The following is a 16,124-nucleotide window of genomic DNA, read 5'->3' on the forward strand; positions in this document are numbered from 1 at the left end:
AGCGGGGGGCCTCGCGAATGTAGACGGTCTTGGTGCTTCGGAGGGCTGGTTCGCTGGTGGTACGCGAGCCACACATAGAGGGAGGCCGACTATCGCGCGGGGCGTGTGCCGCGGGTCTGCGGCCGTGTTGCGGTGAGCCCGTTCTCCACGGTGGTGAGGAGCGCGAGGGCCGCGGCGAGGTTGCCGGTGTCGTGGCCGGCGGCGGCGGAGACGGCGGTGGCCCACTCCCGCCGGACGAGGGTGTAGTTGGCGCGTCCGAGTTCGGTGAGGTGGACGGTCACCCCGCGCCCGTCGCCGGGGCTGGCGTGTCGCTCCACGAGGCCCTTCTGTTCGAGTCCGCGCAGTACAGCGGAGAGGTTGGTGCGCTGCAGCCCGGTGGCGGCGGCGATGTGGCTGGGCATGGCGGTGGGGTCGTGCTGCAGGTGGCGCATCACCATGCCCTCGGACGGTGACAGGGGGATGGCCTGCTCGTCGGTGTAGCCGCGGAACTGGATCTCCCGGCTGATGATCAGTACGAGGTCGGCCAGGTCGGCCCACCGTCGATCGTCGGCAGGTGCGGTCGATCCGGCCGGTGCCGTCGTCGAGCCGGTTTGGTGCGTTTCGTCGTGCATCACATCTCCCCGAGTGCGGGTTGCCGGGAACTGATTATGACCCCATACTCGTGATGGCTTCATAGTTATGAGGTCATAACTTCTTTGGAGTGTCATGACAACAACCACTTCCTCCCGGCGCGCCGGGACTGCGACGGCTTCTCCCCGGGGCATGGCCCGGGCGGGCAGGCTGCACCCGATCGGGGTCTTCATCCTGCTGGCCGGCGCGTTCCTGCCGATCATGGACTTCTTCATCACCAACGTGGCCCTGCCCAGCATCGACGCCTCCCTGCACGCCTCGGCGTCGTCGCTGGAGCTGGTGATCGCCGGGTACGGCGTCGCGTACGCGACCCTGCTCGTCCTCGGTGGACGGCTGGGCGACCGCTACGGCCGCCGCCGGATCTTCCTCGGCGCCCTGGTGGGCTTCGTGCTGGCCTCCCTGGCCTGCGGAATCGCCCCGGGCGTGGGCGCGCTGATCGCCGCCCGCATCATTCAGGGCGCCACCGCCGCCCTCCTCATCCCGCAGGTGCTGGCGACCTTCCACCACGTCCTCGAAGGAGAGCGCAAGACCCGTGCCGTGGCCCTGTACGGAGCGACCTCCGGAATTGCCGCCGTGGTCGGGCAGTTGGTGGGCGGACTGCTGGTCAGCGCCGACGTCGCCGGCACCTCCTGGCGCCCGATCTTCCTGGTCAACGTGCCCATCGGCATGGTCGTGCTGGTGGTGGCGGCACGGATCGTGCCCAGCACCCGCTCGCCCCACCCGGTCGGCATCGACCTGCCCGGCACCGTGTTGTTCGCCGCCACCCTGACCGCCCTGCTCGTCCCGCTGACCGAGGGGCACTCCCTGGGCTGGCCGTGGTGGACCTGGATGATGCTCGCCGTCGCGGTGATCCTCGGCGCCGCCACCTACGTCGTGGAGAAGCGCACCGAGCGGCGCGGCGAGGTTCCGTTGCTGCCGCCCTCCCTGCTGCGCCTGCCGTCGATGTCCCGCGGGCTGGCCATGGTGTTCGCCTTCAGTATCGGATTCGGCGCGTTCATGTTCGTCTTCGCCCTCACCGTCCAGAACGGCCTGCACGCCGACGCCCTGCACAGCGGTCTGGCGATCCTGCCGATGGCCCTGCTGTTCCTCGCCGGCTCCCTGCTCGCACCCCGCATTCTCATACGATTCGGCCGGGCCGCCCTCTCTGTCGGTGCGGTCGTTCAGCTCGCCGGACTGGCCTCCCTGGTGACGGTCCTGCTTGCCAACTGGCCGCACGTCAGCCTGTGGGCCATGGCCCTGCCACTCGCGCTGGTCGGTGCTGGACAGTCGATGCTGTTCGCCGGCCTGTTCCGCAGTGTGCTCGCCGACGTCCCCACCCATCTCGGCGGCATCGGCAGCGGCGCGCTGATCACCCTTCAGCAGAGCGGCCTCGCCCTCGGTGTGGCCGCCCTCGGCACCCTCTACCTGACCCTGGCCCCGCACAACATCGCCCACGCGTTCGCCGGCGTCGAGTACGTGCAGATGGGCATCGTCGCCCTGCTCGCCGTCGGTGTGGCCGCACTGCCGCGCTTGACCAGGGCCGCCTCGGACACCGCCCCAGTCGCTGGCGCCTGAAAATACTCCACGGAGGCCGCTGCCACGGCCTCCGATGAGCGCGTCGGTGGATGGACCGGTCCGGCACCCGCGTTTGGCATGGAGCGATCCGCGGACTGGACGCAGCGGACAGCCCACTGCACAGGCGGGACACCCTCGTTGAGGAAACCGCTCAGACTGTGGTCCCACGTCGGCTGCCCGGTCGACTCTCCCGGCGGCGAGGTCGCCGAGATCAGTCCCGAGGCCCGGCTCGCCGCGGCCGGCGACTTCCTGCGCTGCGAGTCCGCGAGCGACGTCGGGACGACCCGCCCTTTCTCGAGGTGCTTCTCCTGGAGGGTGGCGCTAACGGCAGACGTTATGGGCATGCTCGGGGCCGGGACGTCGTGTGTACGCTCACCGCCGGGTGCTCGCTCTCCACCTACCACTCCTGATGCCGGCGTCGTCCGCGCATTCGGACGACGATCACCGTCCAGCACTCAGGAGCAGTCATGACGTGGAGTCTTTCGGGCAACTACCTGGTTGGTTGCTCATGTGCATTGGTCTGCGGGTGCGCGGTCGACGCGATGCCGCACGACCCTCAAGGACGCGAGGAATGCCTCGGGTGCGCCGCCTTCCACGTGTCCGAGGGGCACTTGGACGAGGTGGACCTGTCCGGCGTGGACTTCGCCCTGTACAACCAGTTCCCCTCCCATCTGACTGCGGGCAACTGGAAGGTGATCTGTACACCTTCTGTAGGCGCGCCTACGCTTGAAGAAGAAGGGGCTCACAGGGGCTGAAGTGTCGGCCCGTTGAGTGAGTCGGCGAGAAGCCCCGGCTCAGCGTCAACGGGAAGACGCAGCTCGAATTCGAGCCGCTGCGCGGGCCCGACGGGGGACCGACGACGGTGAAGAACGCGATGTTCGGGTTCGCGCCCGAGTTCACCATCGGCACCACCAGCGGCAGTTCGCAGGCGTTCGGCCTGACTTTTGAGCCGTCCTACGGCGAAGCATCCGAGTACGCGTTCTCCAGCGAACAACTCGAAGGCGCGCCCACCGGGCGGTAGGAGGACGCGAATCCTTCTCCCGCGTAGGCGGGAGCTTCGCTGTGCCATTCCGCACGTCGAGCATCGGCCGCTTCACCTGCTGTCGTGTCACAGAGCGGGCGGCGGCCCCGGCTCAGAGCGCCGGACCCAGCATTCGGTCCATCGACGGGCTGGACATCTGCAGGCCGGGCAGCAGCCAGTCCTGGAACGGGGCGAGCACGGCCAGCACGAGGAAGGCGATGCCGACCGCCCAGCTGAGCCAGGGGCCGCCGCGCCACAGCTTCTCCAGGAAGATCACGGCCGCCAGTCCCGCCATCGCGGCCACGTTCATCACTCCGAGCGGGATCAGGACGAGCATCAGGCCCCAGCAGCAGCCGACTCAGTAGAGCCCGTGGTGTGCGCCCACGCGCAGGTCCTTCGCCCACGGCCGGAAGCGGGCGTAGCGCAGCAGCTGGAACATCGGGCTGCGGCAGTGCCGCAGGCAGACCCGTTTCAGGGGCCCGAACTGCTGTACTCCCGCGAGCAGGAACGCGCCCGCGCCGATCCAACGGCCCGCGTCTGGGTGGCTGTTGACCAGGTGCCCGCTCGCGGCCAGGGCGGCGTACACGAGCACTCCGAATCCGGCCCAGGCCAGTAGATAGCCGCCGATGAACTCCGTGATGCGCAGTGCGCGGACGCGGCCCGCAGTGCTGCGGTTGATCGCCTGGACCCAGGTCAGGGCGACGGGGGCCAGCGACGGCAGCATCATCGCCGCCATCATGATCACCCACAGGAGCAGAAGAGCGGGAGGGCCAGGCCCATGGTGCCCGGCTCCATCCCCATGTCGCGGGCCTGGGCGGTGGTGAGCACCCAGGCCAGAGCGGCGATCAGCACCAGGAACAGCCAGCCGAGGGCGAGATCGCGCCTCGGCAACAGGACCCCCGGCCGAGTGGACACTGGCGGGGCGACAGGGAGATGGGGCATGGCGTGCCTCCCGTGGAAGCCCGCCGCTCCGGTGGCCGCGACGGGCACTCCGAAGACACCTCCAGCACATCACAGAATCAGAGGGCTCAAAAGCGCAGGGGGCGGGAGCCCTGCTTGCCACCGGTGTCTGCCTGGTGCGTCGAAGGCCGCGAGGGACGGCGATGACGGGCGTCCGGGGCGGCCCCGACGAGGTGCGGATGCGGCGGCCGGGTTCCGGCGTGATGGTGGAAACAGGGATGCCCGCAGCCGGTTCCGCAGGAGTCGCCACCGCAAGGGAGAGCGCCATGGATCCAGCCCTCGACCCGGCCGAACTGGCCGCTGCCGCCGCGCCTGACGGGCTCGGAAGGTATCTGGCCGGGTTGCCCATGCTTCCCATGCACCACCAGCACGGCCCGGCCAAGACCGTCCGCACGACGGAGTATGAGGGGCATCGGATCGTGGTCACCACCACCTACGAGGTCACCGTGGACGAGGAGCCGGTCAAGGCCGACCTCCAGGTGGACGACAACGGCACGCTGTACTGCCACGGCCTGCCCAACTACCAGTTCGTCTCGGCACTGGACACCGTCCGGGCGCTGATCGCCAACTACCCCGACCGCTTCCGGGGAGGTGCCTGAGATGCCCGTGGTCCGCAAGAGCATCGTGACCGACCAGGCCTCGCGAGACGACTACGTTCGTGGCGTCGGCCTGCTGAAGCAGGAGGCGAGCCAGTTCACCACCGCCGACTTCAACATCCCGGGCCCGACCGCTGTGGTGCACACCTACGACCTGTTCGTGATCTGGCACGGCCTGACGATGATGACCCCCATCCCACCGGGCGGAAACGCGCTCGCGCGGAACGCGGCTCACCGCGGGCCGATCTTCCTGCCGTGGCACAGGGTGATGCTGGCCGTCCTGGAGGCCAACCTCCAACGGGTGCTCGGCAGAGCCGGCTTCGCGCTGCCCTACTGGGACTGGTCGGCCGACGGGGACCTGGGCTCGCCGACGGGCGCCCCGATCTGGACACCCGCATACCTGGGCGGGCAGGGCACCCCGGTCGCCGACGGCCCCTTCGCGTTCGACCCGGCCGATCCGACCAGCTTCACGGTCCGCATTGAGAGTGACCTCAACGGGATGCTCGCCCAGACCGAACGGGGCCTGAACCGGAACTTCGCCCGGACATTCCCGGTCGGCTGGCCGACCCTGCCGACGAGTTCGGACGTGAAGAGCGCCCTCGCCTTCACACCGCTCGGCGGCAATCCGGTGGACCGGTACGACACACTCTCCTTCAACTCCTCCTCGCAGGGCTTCCGCAACCGACTCGAAGGCTTCATACCGCGCACGCCGACCCAGCCGGTCCATCTCCACAACCAGGTCCATCTGTGGATCGGCGGCGACATGGCACCCGCCACCTCACCCAACGACCCGGTGTTCTTCCTGCACCACTGCAACGTGGACCGGATCTGGGAGGGCTGGATGAACCGCTACGGCCGTCTCTACGCCCCCGACATGACAGCCCCCGCAGCCACCTACAAGGGCGAGCGCATCGACGACCCGATCGTCTCCCCGCTCGGCGCGGGCGCTACGCCCCGAGGGGTTCTGGACATCTCCGCAATCTACGCGTACGACGTACTGCCCTGACCCCACAGGTGAGCCGTCCGGGGGCGGCTCCACCGGTGAAGTCGGGGCGTTGATCCGCGCTCTCGGAGGAGGTCGGCCACGGCCTTCATCTCCGACTGCCGGGCGTCGAGCATGTCGCGCGGGTGTGACGAAGACTGCTGGTCGGGCGACGTTCGTGACCTGCGCTGATGCCAACCAGCTCCAGCGGCCGGAGGCACAGAACCAGAGAGACAATTGGCACTTTGGTACAGCGCAGGTCACGGTACCTGCGGCGCCGCGCCTCCGACATCGTTGTCGAAAACGCGGCCTGCCAGGGGCGCGGACCTACGGGATGCAGCACACCCCGAGGGGGCACCCGACGCCGGGGAACACAGGCGGCCTACGGCGTGTAGCGGGCGTCACTGCCGTACAACTCCCTGGTGAACGCGGAGACATCGGCGCTGCGGTCGGCGCCGTCGAGGTTGTAGGTCAGATAGACGCCGTATCCCTCACTGACCGTGCGGGCGGCGAGGGCGGCGGCCGTACTCTGCGAGGTCCCGCCGATCTGGACGGCCGCCGGCGACAGCTTCGACTTGGGCAGTGCGATGCCGGGAACCTGCCAGGAGCCGTAGTACGGGTTCCAGGCGTAGTCGAACTTGGACGAGACGTCGACGCCGCCGTAGGACAGGCGCGACGCGGACGGTCCGATGTTGTAGAGGCTGATGATCTTGCCCGGCATGCTGGCGCGCAGTGCCGACACCAGGTACACGAACGAGCTGGCGTTGGGCTGGGTGGTGCCGTTGTTGCCGTAGTCGGCGTACTCGTCGTCGAAGTCGATGCCGTCGAGGCCGTACTTGGTCACGGTGTCCGACAGCTGCTTCGCGAACGTGGAAGCCGTCTGCTGGGACGGGAAGTTGGCGAAGCCCGAGCCCTGGTGGTTGCCGAGCACCGAGAGGACGACCTTGATGCCCTTCTGCTGCAACGGCCGTATCTGCGTGGCGGCGTTGTCGAGAACGCGCTGCACGTTCGGGTTGAAGTACAGGGTCCCCGCCTTCGTGCCCGCGTCGTAGTTGATGTTCGCCGCGAAGATCACGGCGACGTCGAAGACGTTGGCGCCGCCGTTGGAGAGGGTGTACTTGCCGACGTTCAGCATGCTGTTGTTGTTCACCTCGACGTACGCGACCGAGGTCGGTCCCTGTTTCGCGGGAGTGGGGGCCGCTGCCGCGCCGGTCGTGGCGGTCGCGCCTAAGGCGAGGGCCGTCATGGCCGAGAGCGCGAGCGCGGCCGTCCGTATTCTGCTCCGCACCGGAGTGAACATCGTTGATCGGTCTCCCATCGCATGGAGCGGCGCCCGCCCTGTTCGCGAGCGCCGAGTGAGCCCCCCGGATCTTTCCGTTCCCGTGACCGAATCACCAGAACCATGCGGGAACTCTTCACGGCTCTCGCGCACGCACGTCGCACCGTAACCCTGGTCCCCAGCACGGGAGTTACGGGAACGCCGCGCTGCCGCGCCGGCCCAGGCCGGCGACCCACAGAACCGGTGGGGATCGGCATTGACACGATCGACCAGGAAGACCCCGGTGCCGATCCAGTGCCCCGCGCTCGGGTGCTCGTCCACCAGGGCCCCGGTCCCAGCGAGGAGCCCGTAAGCGACCAGGCCAGCAGGTACCCGTCTACGAGCGGGGGTACGAGCCGCACCGCCCCTGCCGTACACCACAGGAACCGTCTCATCGCACGAGCCGAGGTGGGGCCACTTCGCCCCGTCACCGCCCCTCAATGCGCCCACGCGACCCACCAACTGGGGCCGCTCGAAGCCAACATGTCGGGGCCGATGAACCAACGTCATAGCCACCACAGAGGGGAGCCGCACGCCTGACCGGGTCAGGGAGGTCTCGCGGTCGGAGACGTCGCACACCGCGCGACTGGCGGTCGCTTCGCCGTCAAACACGTTTCGACGACCGTCGAAAGCTTGGTGCCCCTCATTCGGCGACACCTAAGTTGAGGCGTCCTGCGATCCACCTCCGAGCAGCAATCCTTGGCACGCTTCATAAGGGGGTACCAGTGCAAAGCAGATTGTCAAAGATCAGGGCGATGTTCGCGGTTGCCGTGGCCACTCTGGCGCTGACCTTCGGCGCCGGCGTCGCATCAGCCGGTGCTGAAGGCGCCACCAGTCCCTACGTCTCCCAGGCCAAGCAGGCGGGACTCACCGCCTCTCAGACTTCGGCACTCCAGAACGAAGTGGACCGGTATCTCGCCCAGACAGGCGGAAAGCAGGTGGCCGCCAACGTGATCGACCTGGGCGACAAGAGCCTGATGTTCGTGGCTGTCCCTGGCGAAGCTCACCCCCGCGACATGACCAAGGGGGCACTGGTCGACCACTGCGGCGCGTCTGTCTCCTACGGATACTTCTGCGCCTACAGCGGCATCAACTTCACGGGCTCGTCGATCCCCATGTACAGCTGCGCCCGCTACAGGATCCCGTGGACGGCTGACGGGTCGTGGATCAACAACCAAACCACGGGTACCGTTGCCAACTTCCTGGACGACAGTGGCGTCTCGCGCTGGCACGACGAAGGTGCCCTCAGCTGGGACGACGACGCGCCCTGGTACTGGGTCCACTGGGTGAAGAACTGCTGAGTGGCGTCAACGGCCCTCCGAATAGGGGCGCACCTGCACATCGGACATGGCCCCTCTTTCGCCCTGCGCAGTGCCAGTGAGGCAGGCGAGGGAGGCCCGTGACCGGGGTTCGTCCGGCTCGACAGCCTGGTTCGGAGTCGCGTCGGACGTCCCCGGTTCGGGCAGAGGGGCAGCCGAGCAAGAGATCAACGAGGACGTCTGCACAGGTTCTCAGCGCCCCAGGCGGATCACCCTCGCCCTGAAGTTGTTCGGCCTCGTGCCCGGGTGCCGTACCAGCCGGGTGAACATCAAGTGCCCGTCGACCTCGAACCGGAGCACGCCGCCGCGCCGTCGCGGCACCGCCGGGAGGTGGCAGGGGATGATGCCTTCCGGTCCACGAGGCCCTGCGTGATGTCCTCTACGGCCCCGCCGGCCGCCGGCAGGCCAAGGACGACTGATCACTACTAGTCAGGCGGGCTGTGCCGCCATCCCACCCCGGGGTCGGGCGAACGGTCAAGGTCGGCGTGTTGCGGTCACCAGCAGTGTGCCCGTGGTGCGCGGCCCCCGGACGGCAGTATGTCCACGCTGATCCCGGTGAATCCGGCCTCGTCCAAGACCTTCACCCAGACGTGCTCCTGGAGCACCCACCGGTTCATCGTGGTTGCTTCCCCTCGGGAGTCCTTGCCGGTACAGAGGCGGCCACGACATCGGGCTGCGCGGGAGCGCCGTCTCCGTAGTGCGCAAGGGGGGGGAGAGAACGCCAGCTGTCCGCCCGGCCTGAGAGCGGTGACCGCCACCGGCAGCAACTCACGGGGGTCGGTGAAGTCGAGCGCGCCGAAGACGCTGTAGAGCACGTCGTATGCGCCGGGTGTCGCCTTCAGATGCGACGCGGCGTCGCACGACACGATGCGCAGCCGTGGTGCGAGGTGGCCGAACAGGCCGGAAGCGATCTCGTACTGCCCCGGCGAGACCTTCGGTACGGACACGCCTGCGGAGATCGTCGCCGACGTAGTGGCCCGGATCCTGTCAACTCCCGGCCCCTGTGACGGGCGCATCCTCTTCTTCCTTTTCTTCCTTATATACGTGTATGCGACGCCGTACCCTGCCCCTGCAGGCGCGGCCTTGGCCGCTACCGCTAGGAGAACGCCTCGGAGCCGCACTCGCCCGAGATGACGGTTGGCGACATCCTCGACCTGCTGTCCACCTGTGACCGCGACACACCCGTCCGTCTTGCCATCAACCCATTCTTCCCCATGGTTCACCGTCTGGGCGGCGTGGAGAAGGCGGTGGACGAGCACGGCCGGCCGATGGTCTACATCGCCGAGTCTCTGGAGGCCGAGCAGTTCCTCCCGCTGCCGCCCGCAGTGGCCGTCGCTCTGACCTGGGAGGATCCGGTCGAGGCGCCCCCGCGCCGTCGCGGCGCGACCGGGCCGAACGCCGACCAGTGATTCACCCCGGAACCCATGGAGGCGCCCCTGCATCCGTACCACCTCATCGATCCTGGTCACCCCACCTCGCCGGACTCGGTGTACTGGGGCACCTCGCGCCACCTGGCCGGTGATGACGGCGTTCTCGCCGAGTGAATCGGCGACACCCTAGGAGGAGTACTGGCTGATGCCCACTTCCGGGGGTGGACAGTGGTTGTCCTCGAGCCAAGCGTCGGGGGGCCGTGGGCCCGATGAGCCTGCTGGTACTGCCTGTCGGGAGTGTCCCGAAGGCGCTTATCCGACGCCTTTGCTTCATCGGGTGATGGGGATCTTTGATTCCCCGCACCCTGTGCTGAGGATGGCCCCGGAGTTGCTCGCCTTGATTCCTCAGGTGTGCAAGTGCTGATCTGCGGGTGGATGCCGAACTTGAGGGCTGGTTCTTGGTCGGGTGGCTGGGTGGGCACGGGGGCTGGGACGGGGCGTTCTGGGGTGGGTGGGGCCTCTTTCATGGGCGGGAGCAGGTGGTGTGGGAGCGGGTTCAGGGTTCGATGGCGAGGTGTTCGATGAGGTCGTCGCGGAGCGTGAACCGATAGTGGAGATCGATGGTGCCGCCGGGGAAGTTGCCTTCGAGGTGGTGTGTGGCGATGTAGTGGGCGGTGTCGGTCTGTTGGGCGTTCGTGAGGTGGATGGTGTAGGTGAATTCGGTGGCGGATCGGTCCAGCCACCGCTTGATCGCGGTGCTGCCCTGGTAGGTGTTGCCGTCGTCGATCACTGTGGCGTCGTCGGTGAACGTTGTGACCGCGGTGGCGGTGTCGTGGGCGCGGTGCGCTGCGAGGTAGCGGGTGATCACCTCGGGCAGGTCGGCCGGGGCGATGGTCCGGGGCTGGTTGTCGTGCATGACGCTCCTGATGGTGGTGGCGGGTTCAGACGGTGGGGGTGGTGCCGCCGTCGATGACGTGTTCGGCGCCGACGATGGCCGAGGCGCGGTCGGAGACGAGGAAGGCGACGAGTTCGGCGACCTCCTCGGGCCGGTTGGGGCGGCCGAGCGGGATGCCTCCCAGGGAGTCCATGAGCTGGCCCAGCGCCGCTTCCTGGCTGATGCCGGCGTCGTGGGCGATCCGGGCGACGAGATTGTCGGCGGCCGAGGTCTGGACGAAGCCGGGCGAGACGGTGTTGACGCGGACGCCGTGCGGGGCGACCTGGTTGGCCAGGCCCTTGCTGTAGGTGGTCAGGGCGGCCTTGGCGGCGGCGTAGGCCAGGGTGCCGTTCCACAGTGGCATGCGGCGCTGGATCGAGGTGACGTGCACGACCGCGCCCCTGCCCGTGGCGATCATGTGCGGAAGGAGCGCGCGGTCCAGGCGGACGGCGGCCAGCAGGTTCGTGTTCAGCTCCCTGGCCCAGTCGTCCTCGCCGAGCGCGGCGAATCCTCCTGCCGGTGCCTCGGAGCCGCCGAGCGTGTTGACCAGGATGTCGACGCCTCCCACGCGGGCGTCCACCTCGGAGGCGACGTGGGCGGCGCCCTGGGCGGTGGACAGGTCGGCGGTGATGAACGTCTTCTCCTCGACGTCGTCGGGGCGGCTGCGGGCGGTGACCAGCACGGTCGCGCCGGCCTCGGTGAGGCGTCGGGCGATCGCGGCTCCGGTGCCCTTGGTGCCGCCGGTGACCAGAGCGCGTCGGCCTTCGAGGGATTCGCTGATGGATGGGGTCACGTTGTGCTCCGTACCCGGGTGCGGGCGCGTAGGGCACCGCTCCCTTCTCGACTGCTAAAATAGAAGCTACTAACTTCGACTTTAGCAGTAACTGAGGGGATGGTCGCCGTGGCAAGCCGGATCAGGCTGGAGGACCGGGAGTGCCCGCTGTCCACGACGGTGGAACACGTCGGCGAGTGGTGGACACTGCTGATCCTCCACGACGCCTTCGACGGCTACACCCGCTTCGACCAGTTCCAGGAGAGCCTGGGCATCTCCTCCAGCATGCTCACCACCCGGCTGAAGACTCTGGTCGCGGACGGACTGCTGGAGCGCCGGCCCTACCAGACCAGCCCCGTACGGCACGAGTACGTACTCACCGAACTCGGGCGCTCGCTGCGCCCGGTGATCGTCGCCCTGGCCGCATGGGGCAACTCCCGCCTCGCACCGTCGGAACGCAGCATGATCCTCGTCGACGCGCACACCGGCGAGGAGGTCGAGCCCGTGGTCGTCGACGCCAGAACCGGCCGCCGACTCGACGACAGCGCCGCCTACGTCTTCACTGCGGGCCCCGCGGCCAGCGACGCGATGCGCAGCCGCTACGCGGCACGGCCGACCATTCCCGCGGAAGAGGCGTAAGTCCGCCCGGAGGAGCCTCGTACAGCCTTGGGCAGGGCCGCTGGCACGGCTGCACCTGACCAGCCTCGCGGCACCTGCTTGTCGCCGGCGTGATACCGGCCAACCCTCCCGGGTCGTTGAGAACTGGATCAGGTGAGGCGGGGAGAAATACCGGTCGTTTCCAAGCCCGACGACATCTCCGCCGTCGGGGGCGCCATGGACCTCGCCACCGGGGCCAAGGACGTCTACGTGATGATGACGCTCGGGTGAGCCCAAGCTCGTGCCGCGCTGCACCTACCCACTCACCGGCGTCGGCTGCGTCAGTCACGTCTATACGGACCACGGCGTCTTCGACGTCGGCCCCGACGGCGTACGGATCCGGGAGACGTACGGCATCGGCGCCGACGAACTCGCGGAACGACTCGGCATCACGCTGCCTCGTAGCCCGCGACACAGTCCTCCTGAAAGAGCCGTGGCCCAAGGGGGGCTTTCTGCTAGCGGTTCTGAAGTGTCCGCCCGACGCGGTACGGCGAACAGGTCACAGGCGTTGTCGCGCCTCGCGCCGCCGACGCTGTTCGGCCGGGTCCGCGACCGGGGCCGCGAGCAAGAGCCTTTGTGTGTAGGGGTGTTCGGGGGCCGTGGTGACCTGGCCCGCCGTCCCGGTCTCGACGATGTCCCCGCGGTGGATCACGCTCACGCGGTGACTGACGTGCCTGATGACCGCCAGATCGTGCGAGATGAACAGGTACGCGACGCCGGTGCGGCGCTGGATGTCGACGAGCAGGTCGAGGACGCGGGCCTGGGTGGTGAGGTCGAGTGCGGAGACGGGTTCGTCGCAGACGATGAGCCGGGGGGCGGGTGCGAGGGCGCGGGCTATCGCCACGCGCTGCCGCTGGCCGCCGCTGAACTCCCGTGGCAGTCGCTGCGACGCGTCCTTCGGCAGCCCCACCTGGTCGAGCAGCTCCGCCACCCGGCGCCGGGCCTCACTCGTCCCGCTGCCCTGCACGATGAGCGGTTCGCCGAGGATGTCACCGATGGTGAGGGCCGGGTTGAGGGAGGAGTACGGGTCCTGGAAGACGACCTGGATGTCCCGGGCCAGGGCACGGCGCTCCGCGCGCCCGGCGCGGGTGATGTCGTTGCCCTGGAAGCGGACCGTGCCGCCGCTGGGCGCGACCAGGCCGAGCACGGCCCGGCCGATGGTCGTCTTCCCGGAGCCCGACTCGCCGACGACGCCGAGGGTCTCGCTCTGCCCCACGGTGAGCGACACGCCGTGGAGGACCTCGTGGGAGCGGGCTCTGAAGCCCCGCCCCGGGTAGGTGACGCGCAGATCGCTCACCTCCAGCAGTGTGGTCATCGCTTCTCCGTTTCGAGCGCGCCCGCCGGGGTGGCCGGCGGGTCGGTGCGCAGCGTGGTCTCGTCGAGGATGGAGTCGAGGAGCGTGCGCGTGTAGGGGTGCCGGGGTGTCGCGAACAGTTCTTCCGTCGTGCCGGTTTCGACGACCGTTCCCTCCCGCATCACGGCCACGCGGTCGCAGATGTCGGCGACCACACCGAAGTTGTGCGTCACGAGCAGTACGGCCATGTTCAGTTCCCTGCGCAGGTCGCGCAGCAGGTCGAGGATCTCCGCCTGGACGGTGACGTCGAGGGCGGTGGTCGGTTCGTCGGCGATGAGCAGCAGGGGCCGGCTGGCGACGGCGCCCGCGATGAGGACGCGTTGAGCCATGCCGCCGGAGATCTGGTGCGGATAGGAGCGGAAGGTGCGTTCGGGTTCGGGGATGCCGACCCGGGCCAGGAGTGCCAGGACCCGGTCGCGGGCCTCGCCCCTCGACATGGGCGTCGCCGCGCGCACGCCCTCGACGAGCTGTGCGCCGACCGTGCAGGACGGGTCCAGGTTGGACATCGGTTCCTGGGGGACGTAGGCGATGGACGTTCCCCGTACCGCCCGCAGTTCGCGTTCGCTCAGGCCGAGCAGTTCGCGGCCGTCGAGGCGGATCGAGCCGCGGGTAACCACCGCCTCCGCGGGCAGTACGCCGAGTGCGGCGAACGCGGTCTGGGTCTTGCCGGAGCCGGATTCGCCGACCAGGCCGAGGGTCTCCCCGGCCGCCACGCTCAGGGTGACGCCGCTGACGACCTCCTTCAGTTCGCCGGTCGGTGTCGGGTAGGCGATCGCCAGGTCGTCGACGGTGAGCAGCCCGGAGACGGTGCCCTCTGTGGCGGGCGCCCGGTACGTGGTGGCGGTGACGATCCGGGCCGGCTTCGGGCGCCCGCCCTCCAGGGCGTCCCGCAGCGCGTTGCCGAGGAGCACGAGCGAGGCGGTGATGATCCCGAGGGCGAGGCTCGGCCACAGGAACTGCAGGGGCTCCTCGTACAGGTTGGTGAATCCGTCGGAGATCATCGCGCCGAAGCTGGGCACCGTGTTCGAGCCGACGCCGAGGAAGGCCAGGCCCGACTGGACGGCGATGGACGACCCGGCCAGGAACGCGGTGGCGATGATCACCGGCCCGCGCACCACGGTGAGGACATGCCGGCGCAGGATGCGCCGGTCGGGGAGTCCGGAGACCCGGGCGGCGTCCACGTACAGCTCGTTCTTCACGCCGAGGACGAGATTGCGTACGAGCCGGTAGATGCCCGGGGAGAGCAGCACGCCGAAGACGACCATGGTGGCCTTGTAGTCGCCCTTGGTCACCGGCATCAGCACGATGAGCAGGAGCAGCCCGGGGAACGTCATGATCAGGCTGAACACCCACTCGGCGACTCCGCGCACGCGCCGCCCGAAGTACCCGCCGACCAGCCCGGACGTGATCCCGATCGCGAGGGCGATGCTCGTGCCGATGAGCGCCGAGACCACGCTCGTGTTGATCGAGAACAGGAGCCTGGCGAAGATGTCGCGGCCGCTCTTGTCGCCGCCGAGCAGATAGCCGTGGTCGCCGGCGCCGGCGTTGACCGCGTCCAGGTTCGCCTCGTTGGCACCGTGGGAGGTGAGGACGGGGGCCAGCAGCCCGAGCAGGACGATGACGGCGAGCAGGCTCGCGCTGACGACGGCCTGGGGGTCGGCGGTCAGGCGTCGCAGGGTGGAGCGGCGCCGCGTGTCCGCATGGGGTGTGGTCAACTGACGATCCTCGCCTTCGGGTTGAGCCATCCGTTGAGGAGATCGACGACGAGGTTGACGGCCACGACGAGCAGCACACCGAAGAGGCTGATGCCCATGATGATCGGCACGTCGCCCTGCAAGGAGGCGTTGAACGCGTACTGACCGAAGCCCGGCAGGGCGAAGATCTGCTCGATGATCAGGGCCCCGCCGAGCATCTGGATGAACTCCAGGGACAGGACCGTGAGGGCCGGTCCTGCGGCGTTGCGCAGGGCGTGCCGCAGCACGATGGAGCGGGTGGGGATGCCCCGGGTGCGCAGGGTGCGGACGTAGTCCTTGCGCAGTTCGCCGATCATGGCGCCGCGGATCTGCGAGGTCAGACTGGCGACCCCGCCCATCATCAGGGCGACCACGGGAATGGCGATGGAACTCGCCCAGCGGGCCGGGCTCTCGCTGAAGTCCGTGTATCCGGTGGCCGGGAACACGTGCAGCTTGACGGCGAACACATAGACCAGCGCGATGGCGACGAGCAGGCTCGGGACGAGGTAGCCGGTCATCGCGGCGCCCTGCGCGAACCGGTCGACGGCGCCGCCGCGTGCGGCGGCGGCCACCCCCAGGGCGACGCTGATGACCGAGGTGGCCAGGAGCGCGACGACGACGATCGACAGGGTGACGCCGAGCCGGGCGGTGATCGCGGAGCGGACCGGTTCGCTGGTGAAGTACGAGGCGCCGAGATCTCCGCGGATCGCGTGTGAGAGCCAGTCGCCGTACTGCACGGCCAAGGGTCGGTCGAGGCCCATCTGCGCCTTCTGGGCGGCGATCTGGCCCGGGCTGGCGCCGTTACCGAGGACACTGCTCGCCACGTCGTCGAAGGACGTGCTGAGCAGCAGGAAGGTGATCATGGTCACCAGGACCGCGAGCACGAGGCCCGCGGTCAGGCGACGCAGTACATAGACCGTCATG

General features: G+C 68.8%; 17 protein-coding genes and 2 pseudogenes. 9 read left to right on the forward strand and 10 right to left on the reverse strand.

What is annotated here, in order from left to right; genetic code table 11:
* Window positions 1-89 precede the first annotated feature (89 nt).
* Window positions 90-611 carry a MarR family winged helix-turn-helix transcriptional regulator gene (locus SSP08S_RS47500; RefSeq protein WP_019074708.1) on the reverse strand — a complete coding sequence of 174 codons (522 nt, stop codon included), beginning with the start codon at window positions 609-611 and terminating at the stop codon, window positions 90-92.
* A gap of 94 nt (window positions 612-705) precedes the next feature.
* Between SSP08S_RS47500 and SSP08S_RS57465 the strand changes: the two genes are divergently transcribed.
* From SSP08S_RS57465 to SSP08S_RS63150, 3 genes are all read left to right on the forward strand, one after another.
* Window positions 706-2,184, forward strand: a complete 1,479-nt coding sequence (locus SSP08S_RS57465) for an MFS transporter (protein ID WP_218006694.1) — start codon at window positions 706-708, stop codon at window positions 2,182-2,184.
* 542 nt (window positions 2,185-2,726) lie between these two features.
* Entirely contained in the window at window positions 2,727-2,939 is a 213-nt protein-coding gene (locus tag SSP08S_RS64675) for a DUF1326 domain-containing protein (RefSeq protein ID WP_369407121.1), read from the forward strand.
* A 107-nt stretch (window positions 2,940-3,046) separates the two neighbouring features.
* A complete protein-coding gene (locus tag SSP08S_RS63150) occupies window positions 3,047-3,205 on the forward strand; it encodes a hypothetical protein (protein ID WP_218006695.1) in 159 nt (52 codons plus the stop codon).
* Between the two features lie 112 nt (window positions 3,206-3,317).
* Here SSP08S_RS63150 and SSP08S_RS57475 read toward each other — a convergent pair.
* Window positions 3,318-3,944 (reverse strand): annotated as a pseudogene (locus SSP08S_RS57475) (DUF2182 domain-containing protein).
* A 2-nt stretch (window positions 3,945-3,946) separates the two neighbouring features.
* On the reverse strand, window positions 3,947-4,147 hold the full coding sequence (locus SSP08S_RS64680; RefSeq protein ID WP_369407120.1) for a hypothetical protein: 201 nt from the start codon (window positions 4,145-4,147) through the stop codon (window positions 3,947-3,949).
* A gap of 161 nt (window positions 4,148-4,308) precedes the next feature.
* Between SSP08S_RS64680 and SSP08S_RS57480 the strand changes: the two genes are divergently transcribed.
* The gene (locus SSP08S_RS57480) at window positions 4,309-4,764 is read left to right on the forward strand and encodes a hypothetical protein (RefSeq protein WP_158697321.1); all 456 of its coding nucleotides are present in this window, start codon (window positions 4,309-4,311) and stop codon (window positions 4,762-4,764) included.
* A gap of 1 nt (window position 4,765) precedes the next feature.
* A complete protein-coding gene (locus tag SSP08S_RS47525) occupies window positions 4,766-5,767 on the forward strand; it encodes a tyrosinase family protein (RefSeq protein ID WP_019074711.1) in 1,002 nt (333 codons plus the stop codon).
* A 358-nt stretch (window positions 5,768-6,125) separates the two neighbouring features.
* On the opposite strand, the gene SSP08S_RS47530 is transcribed toward SSP08S_RS47525, so the two are convergent.
* The gene (locus SSP08S_RS47530; protein WP_019074712.1) at window positions 6,126-7,043 is read right to left on the reverse strand and encodes an endo-beta-N-acetylglucosaminidase H; all 918 of its coding nucleotides are present in this window, start codon (window positions 7,041-7,043) and stop codon (window positions 6,126-6,128) included.
* A 773-nt stretch (window positions 7,044-7,816) separates the two neighbouring features.
* Between SSP08S_RS47530 and SSP08S_RS57485 the strand changes: the two genes are divergently transcribed.
* A complete protein-coding gene (locus tag SSP08S_RS57485) occupies window positions 7,817-8,362 on the forward strand; it encodes a hypothetical protein (RefSeq protein ID WP_019074713.1) in 546 nt (181 codons plus the stop codon).
* 512 nt (window positions 8,363-8,874) lie between these two features.
* On the opposite strand, the gene SSP08S_RS57490 is transcribed toward SSP08S_RS57485, so the two are convergent.
* Window positions 8,875-9,327 (reverse strand): class I SAM-dependent methyltransferase, encoded by a 453-nt coding sequence (locus SSP08S_RS57490; protein WP_051106121.1) that lies wholly within the window; start codon window positions 9,325-9,327, stop codon window positions 8,875-8,877.
* A gap of 183 nt (window positions 9,328-9,510) precedes the next feature.
* Between SSP08S_RS57490 and SSP08S_RS47550 the strand changes: the two genes are divergently transcribed.
* Window positions 9,511-9,789 (forward strand): hypothetical protein, encoded by a 279-nt coding sequence (locus SSP08S_RS47550; protein ID WP_019074715.1) that lies wholly within the window; start codon window positions 9,511-9,513, stop codon window positions 9,787-9,789.
* A 517-nt stretch (window positions 9,790-10,306) separates the two neighbouring features.
* Here SSP08S_RS47550 and SSP08S_RS47560 read toward each other — a convergent pair.
* Both SSP08S_RS47560 and SSP08S_RS47565 read right to left on the reverse strand, forming a co-directional pair.
* On the reverse strand, window positions 10,307-10,666 hold the full coding sequence (locus tag SSP08S_RS47560) for a nuclear transport factor 2 family protein (RefSeq protein ID WP_019074717.1): 360 nt from the start codon (window positions 10,664-10,666) through the stop codon (window positions 10,307-10,309).
* 25 nt (window positions 10,667-10,691) lie between these two features.
* Window positions 10,692-11,477 (reverse strand): SDR family oxidoreductase, encoded by a 786-nt coding sequence (locus SSP08S_RS47565; protein ID WP_019074718.1) that lies wholly within the window; start codon window positions 11,475-11,477, stop codon window positions 10,692-10,694.
* A 99-nt stretch (window positions 11,478-11,576) separates the two neighbouring features.
* Between SSP08S_RS47565 and SSP08S_RS47570 the strand changes: the two genes are divergently transcribed.
* Both SSP08S_RS47570 and SSP08S_RS57495 read left to right on the forward strand, forming a co-directional pair.
* Window positions 11,577-12,095: a winged helix-turn-helix transcriptional regulator gene (locus tag SSP08S_RS47570; protein WP_019074719.1), complete on the forward strand. Its 519-nt coding sequence runs from the start codon at window positions 11,577-11,579 to the stop codon at window positions 12,093-12,095.
* A 165-nt stretch (window positions 12,096-12,260) separates the two neighbouring features.
* Window positions 12,261-12,510: pseudogene (locus SSP08S_RS57495) on the forward strand (3-oxoadipate CoA-transferase); the annotation flags it as partial.
* Between the two features lie 102 nt (window positions 12,511-12,612).
* Here SSP08S_RS57495 and SSP08S_RS47580 read toward each other — a convergent pair.
* From SSP08S_RS47580 to SSP08S_RS47590, 3 genes are read right to left on the reverse strand one after another with little or no spacing between them, the layout of a single operon-like run.
* Complete coding sequence (locus SSP08S_RS47580; RefSeq protein WP_019074721.1) at window positions 12,613-13,428, reverse strand: ATP-binding cassette domain-containing protein; 816 nt, start codon at window positions 13,426-13,428, stop codon at window positions 12,613-12,615.
* A complete protein-coding gene (locus tag SSP08S_RS47585) occupies window positions 13,425-15,182 on the reverse strand; it encodes an ATP-binding cassette domain-containing protein (protein ID WP_019074722.1) in 1,758 nt (585 codons plus the stop codon). Before SSP08S_RS47585 ends, SSP08S_RS47580 begins: the two co-directional genes overlap by 4 nt.
* Entirely contained in the window at window positions 15,179-16,123 is a 945-nt protein-coding gene (locus tag SSP08S_RS47590) for an ABC transporter permease (protein ID WP_019074723.1), read from the reverse strand. The genes SSP08S_RS47585 and SSP08S_RS47590 overlap by 4 nt, the downstream gene beginning before the upstream one ends.
* Window position 16,124 lies beyond the last annotated feature (1 nt).

Source organism: Streptomyces hokutonensis (assembly GCF_000376565.1).
GTDB classification, from domain to species: domain Bacteria; phylum Actinomycetota; class Actinomycetes; order Streptomycetales; family Streptomycetaceae; genus Streptomyces; species Streptomyces hokutonensis.

What these genes read in the sequence shown, in the direction of transcription:
- SSP08S_RS57480 (WP_158697321.1), top strand. Translation starts at nt 4,309, where the DNA reads ATGACGGGCGTCCGGGGCGGCCCCGACGAGGTGCGGATGCGGCGGCCG.
- SSP08S_RS47580 (WP_019074721.1), bottom strand. Translation starts at nt 13,428, where the DNA reads ATGACCACACTGCTGGAGGTGAGCGATCTGCGCGTCACCTACCCGGGG.
- SSP08S_RS57465 (WP_218006694.1), top strand. Translation starts at nt 706, where the DNA reads ATGACAACAACCACTTCCTCCCGGCGCGCCGGGACTGCGACGGCTTCT.
- SSP08S_RS47525 (WP_019074711.1), top strand. Translation starts at nt 4,766, where the DNA reads ATGCCCGTGGTCCGCAAGAGCATCGTGACCGACCAGGCCTCGCGAGAC.
- SSP08S_RS47570 (WP_019074719.1), top strand. Translation starts at nt 11,577, where the DNA reads ATGGTCGCCGTGGCAAGCCGGATCAGGCTGGAGGACCGGGAGTGCCCG.
- SSP08S_RS57485 (WP_019074713.1), top strand. Translation starts at nt 7,817, where the DNA reads ATGTTCGCGGTTGCCGTGGCCACTCTGGCGCTGACCTTCGGCGCCGGC.
- SSP08S_RS47550 (WP_019074715.1), top strand. Translation starts at nt 9,511, where the DNA reads ATGACGGTTGGCGACATCCTCGACCTGCTGTCCACCTGTGACCGCGAC.
- SSP08S_RS47530 (WP_019074712.1), bottom strand. Translation starts at nt 7,043, where the DNA reads ATGTTCACTCCGGTGCGGAGCAGAATACGGACGGCCGCGCTCGCGCTC.
- SSP08S_RS47560 (WP_019074717.1), bottom strand. Translation starts at nt 10,666, where the DNA reads ATGCACGACAACCAGCCCCGGACCATCGCCCCGGCCGACCTGCCCGAG.
- SSP08S_RS47500 (WP_019074708.1), bottom strand. Translation starts at nt 611, where the DNA reads ATGCACGACGAAACGCACCAAACCGGCTCGACGACGGCACCGGCCGGA.
- SSP08S_RS64680 (WP_369407120.1), bottom strand. Translation starts at nt 4,147, where the DNA reads ATGCCCCATCTCCCTGTCGCCCCGCCAGTGTCCACTCGGCCGGGGGTC.
- SSP08S_RS47590 (WP_019074723.1), bottom strand. Translation starts at nt 16,123, where the DNA reads ATGACGGTCTATGTACTGCGTCGCCTGACCGCGGGCCTCGTGCTCGCG.
- SSP08S_RS64675 (WP_369407121.1), top strand. Translation starts at nt 2,727, where the DNA reads ATGCCGCACGACCCTCAAGGACGCGAGGAATGCCTCGGGTGCGCCGCC.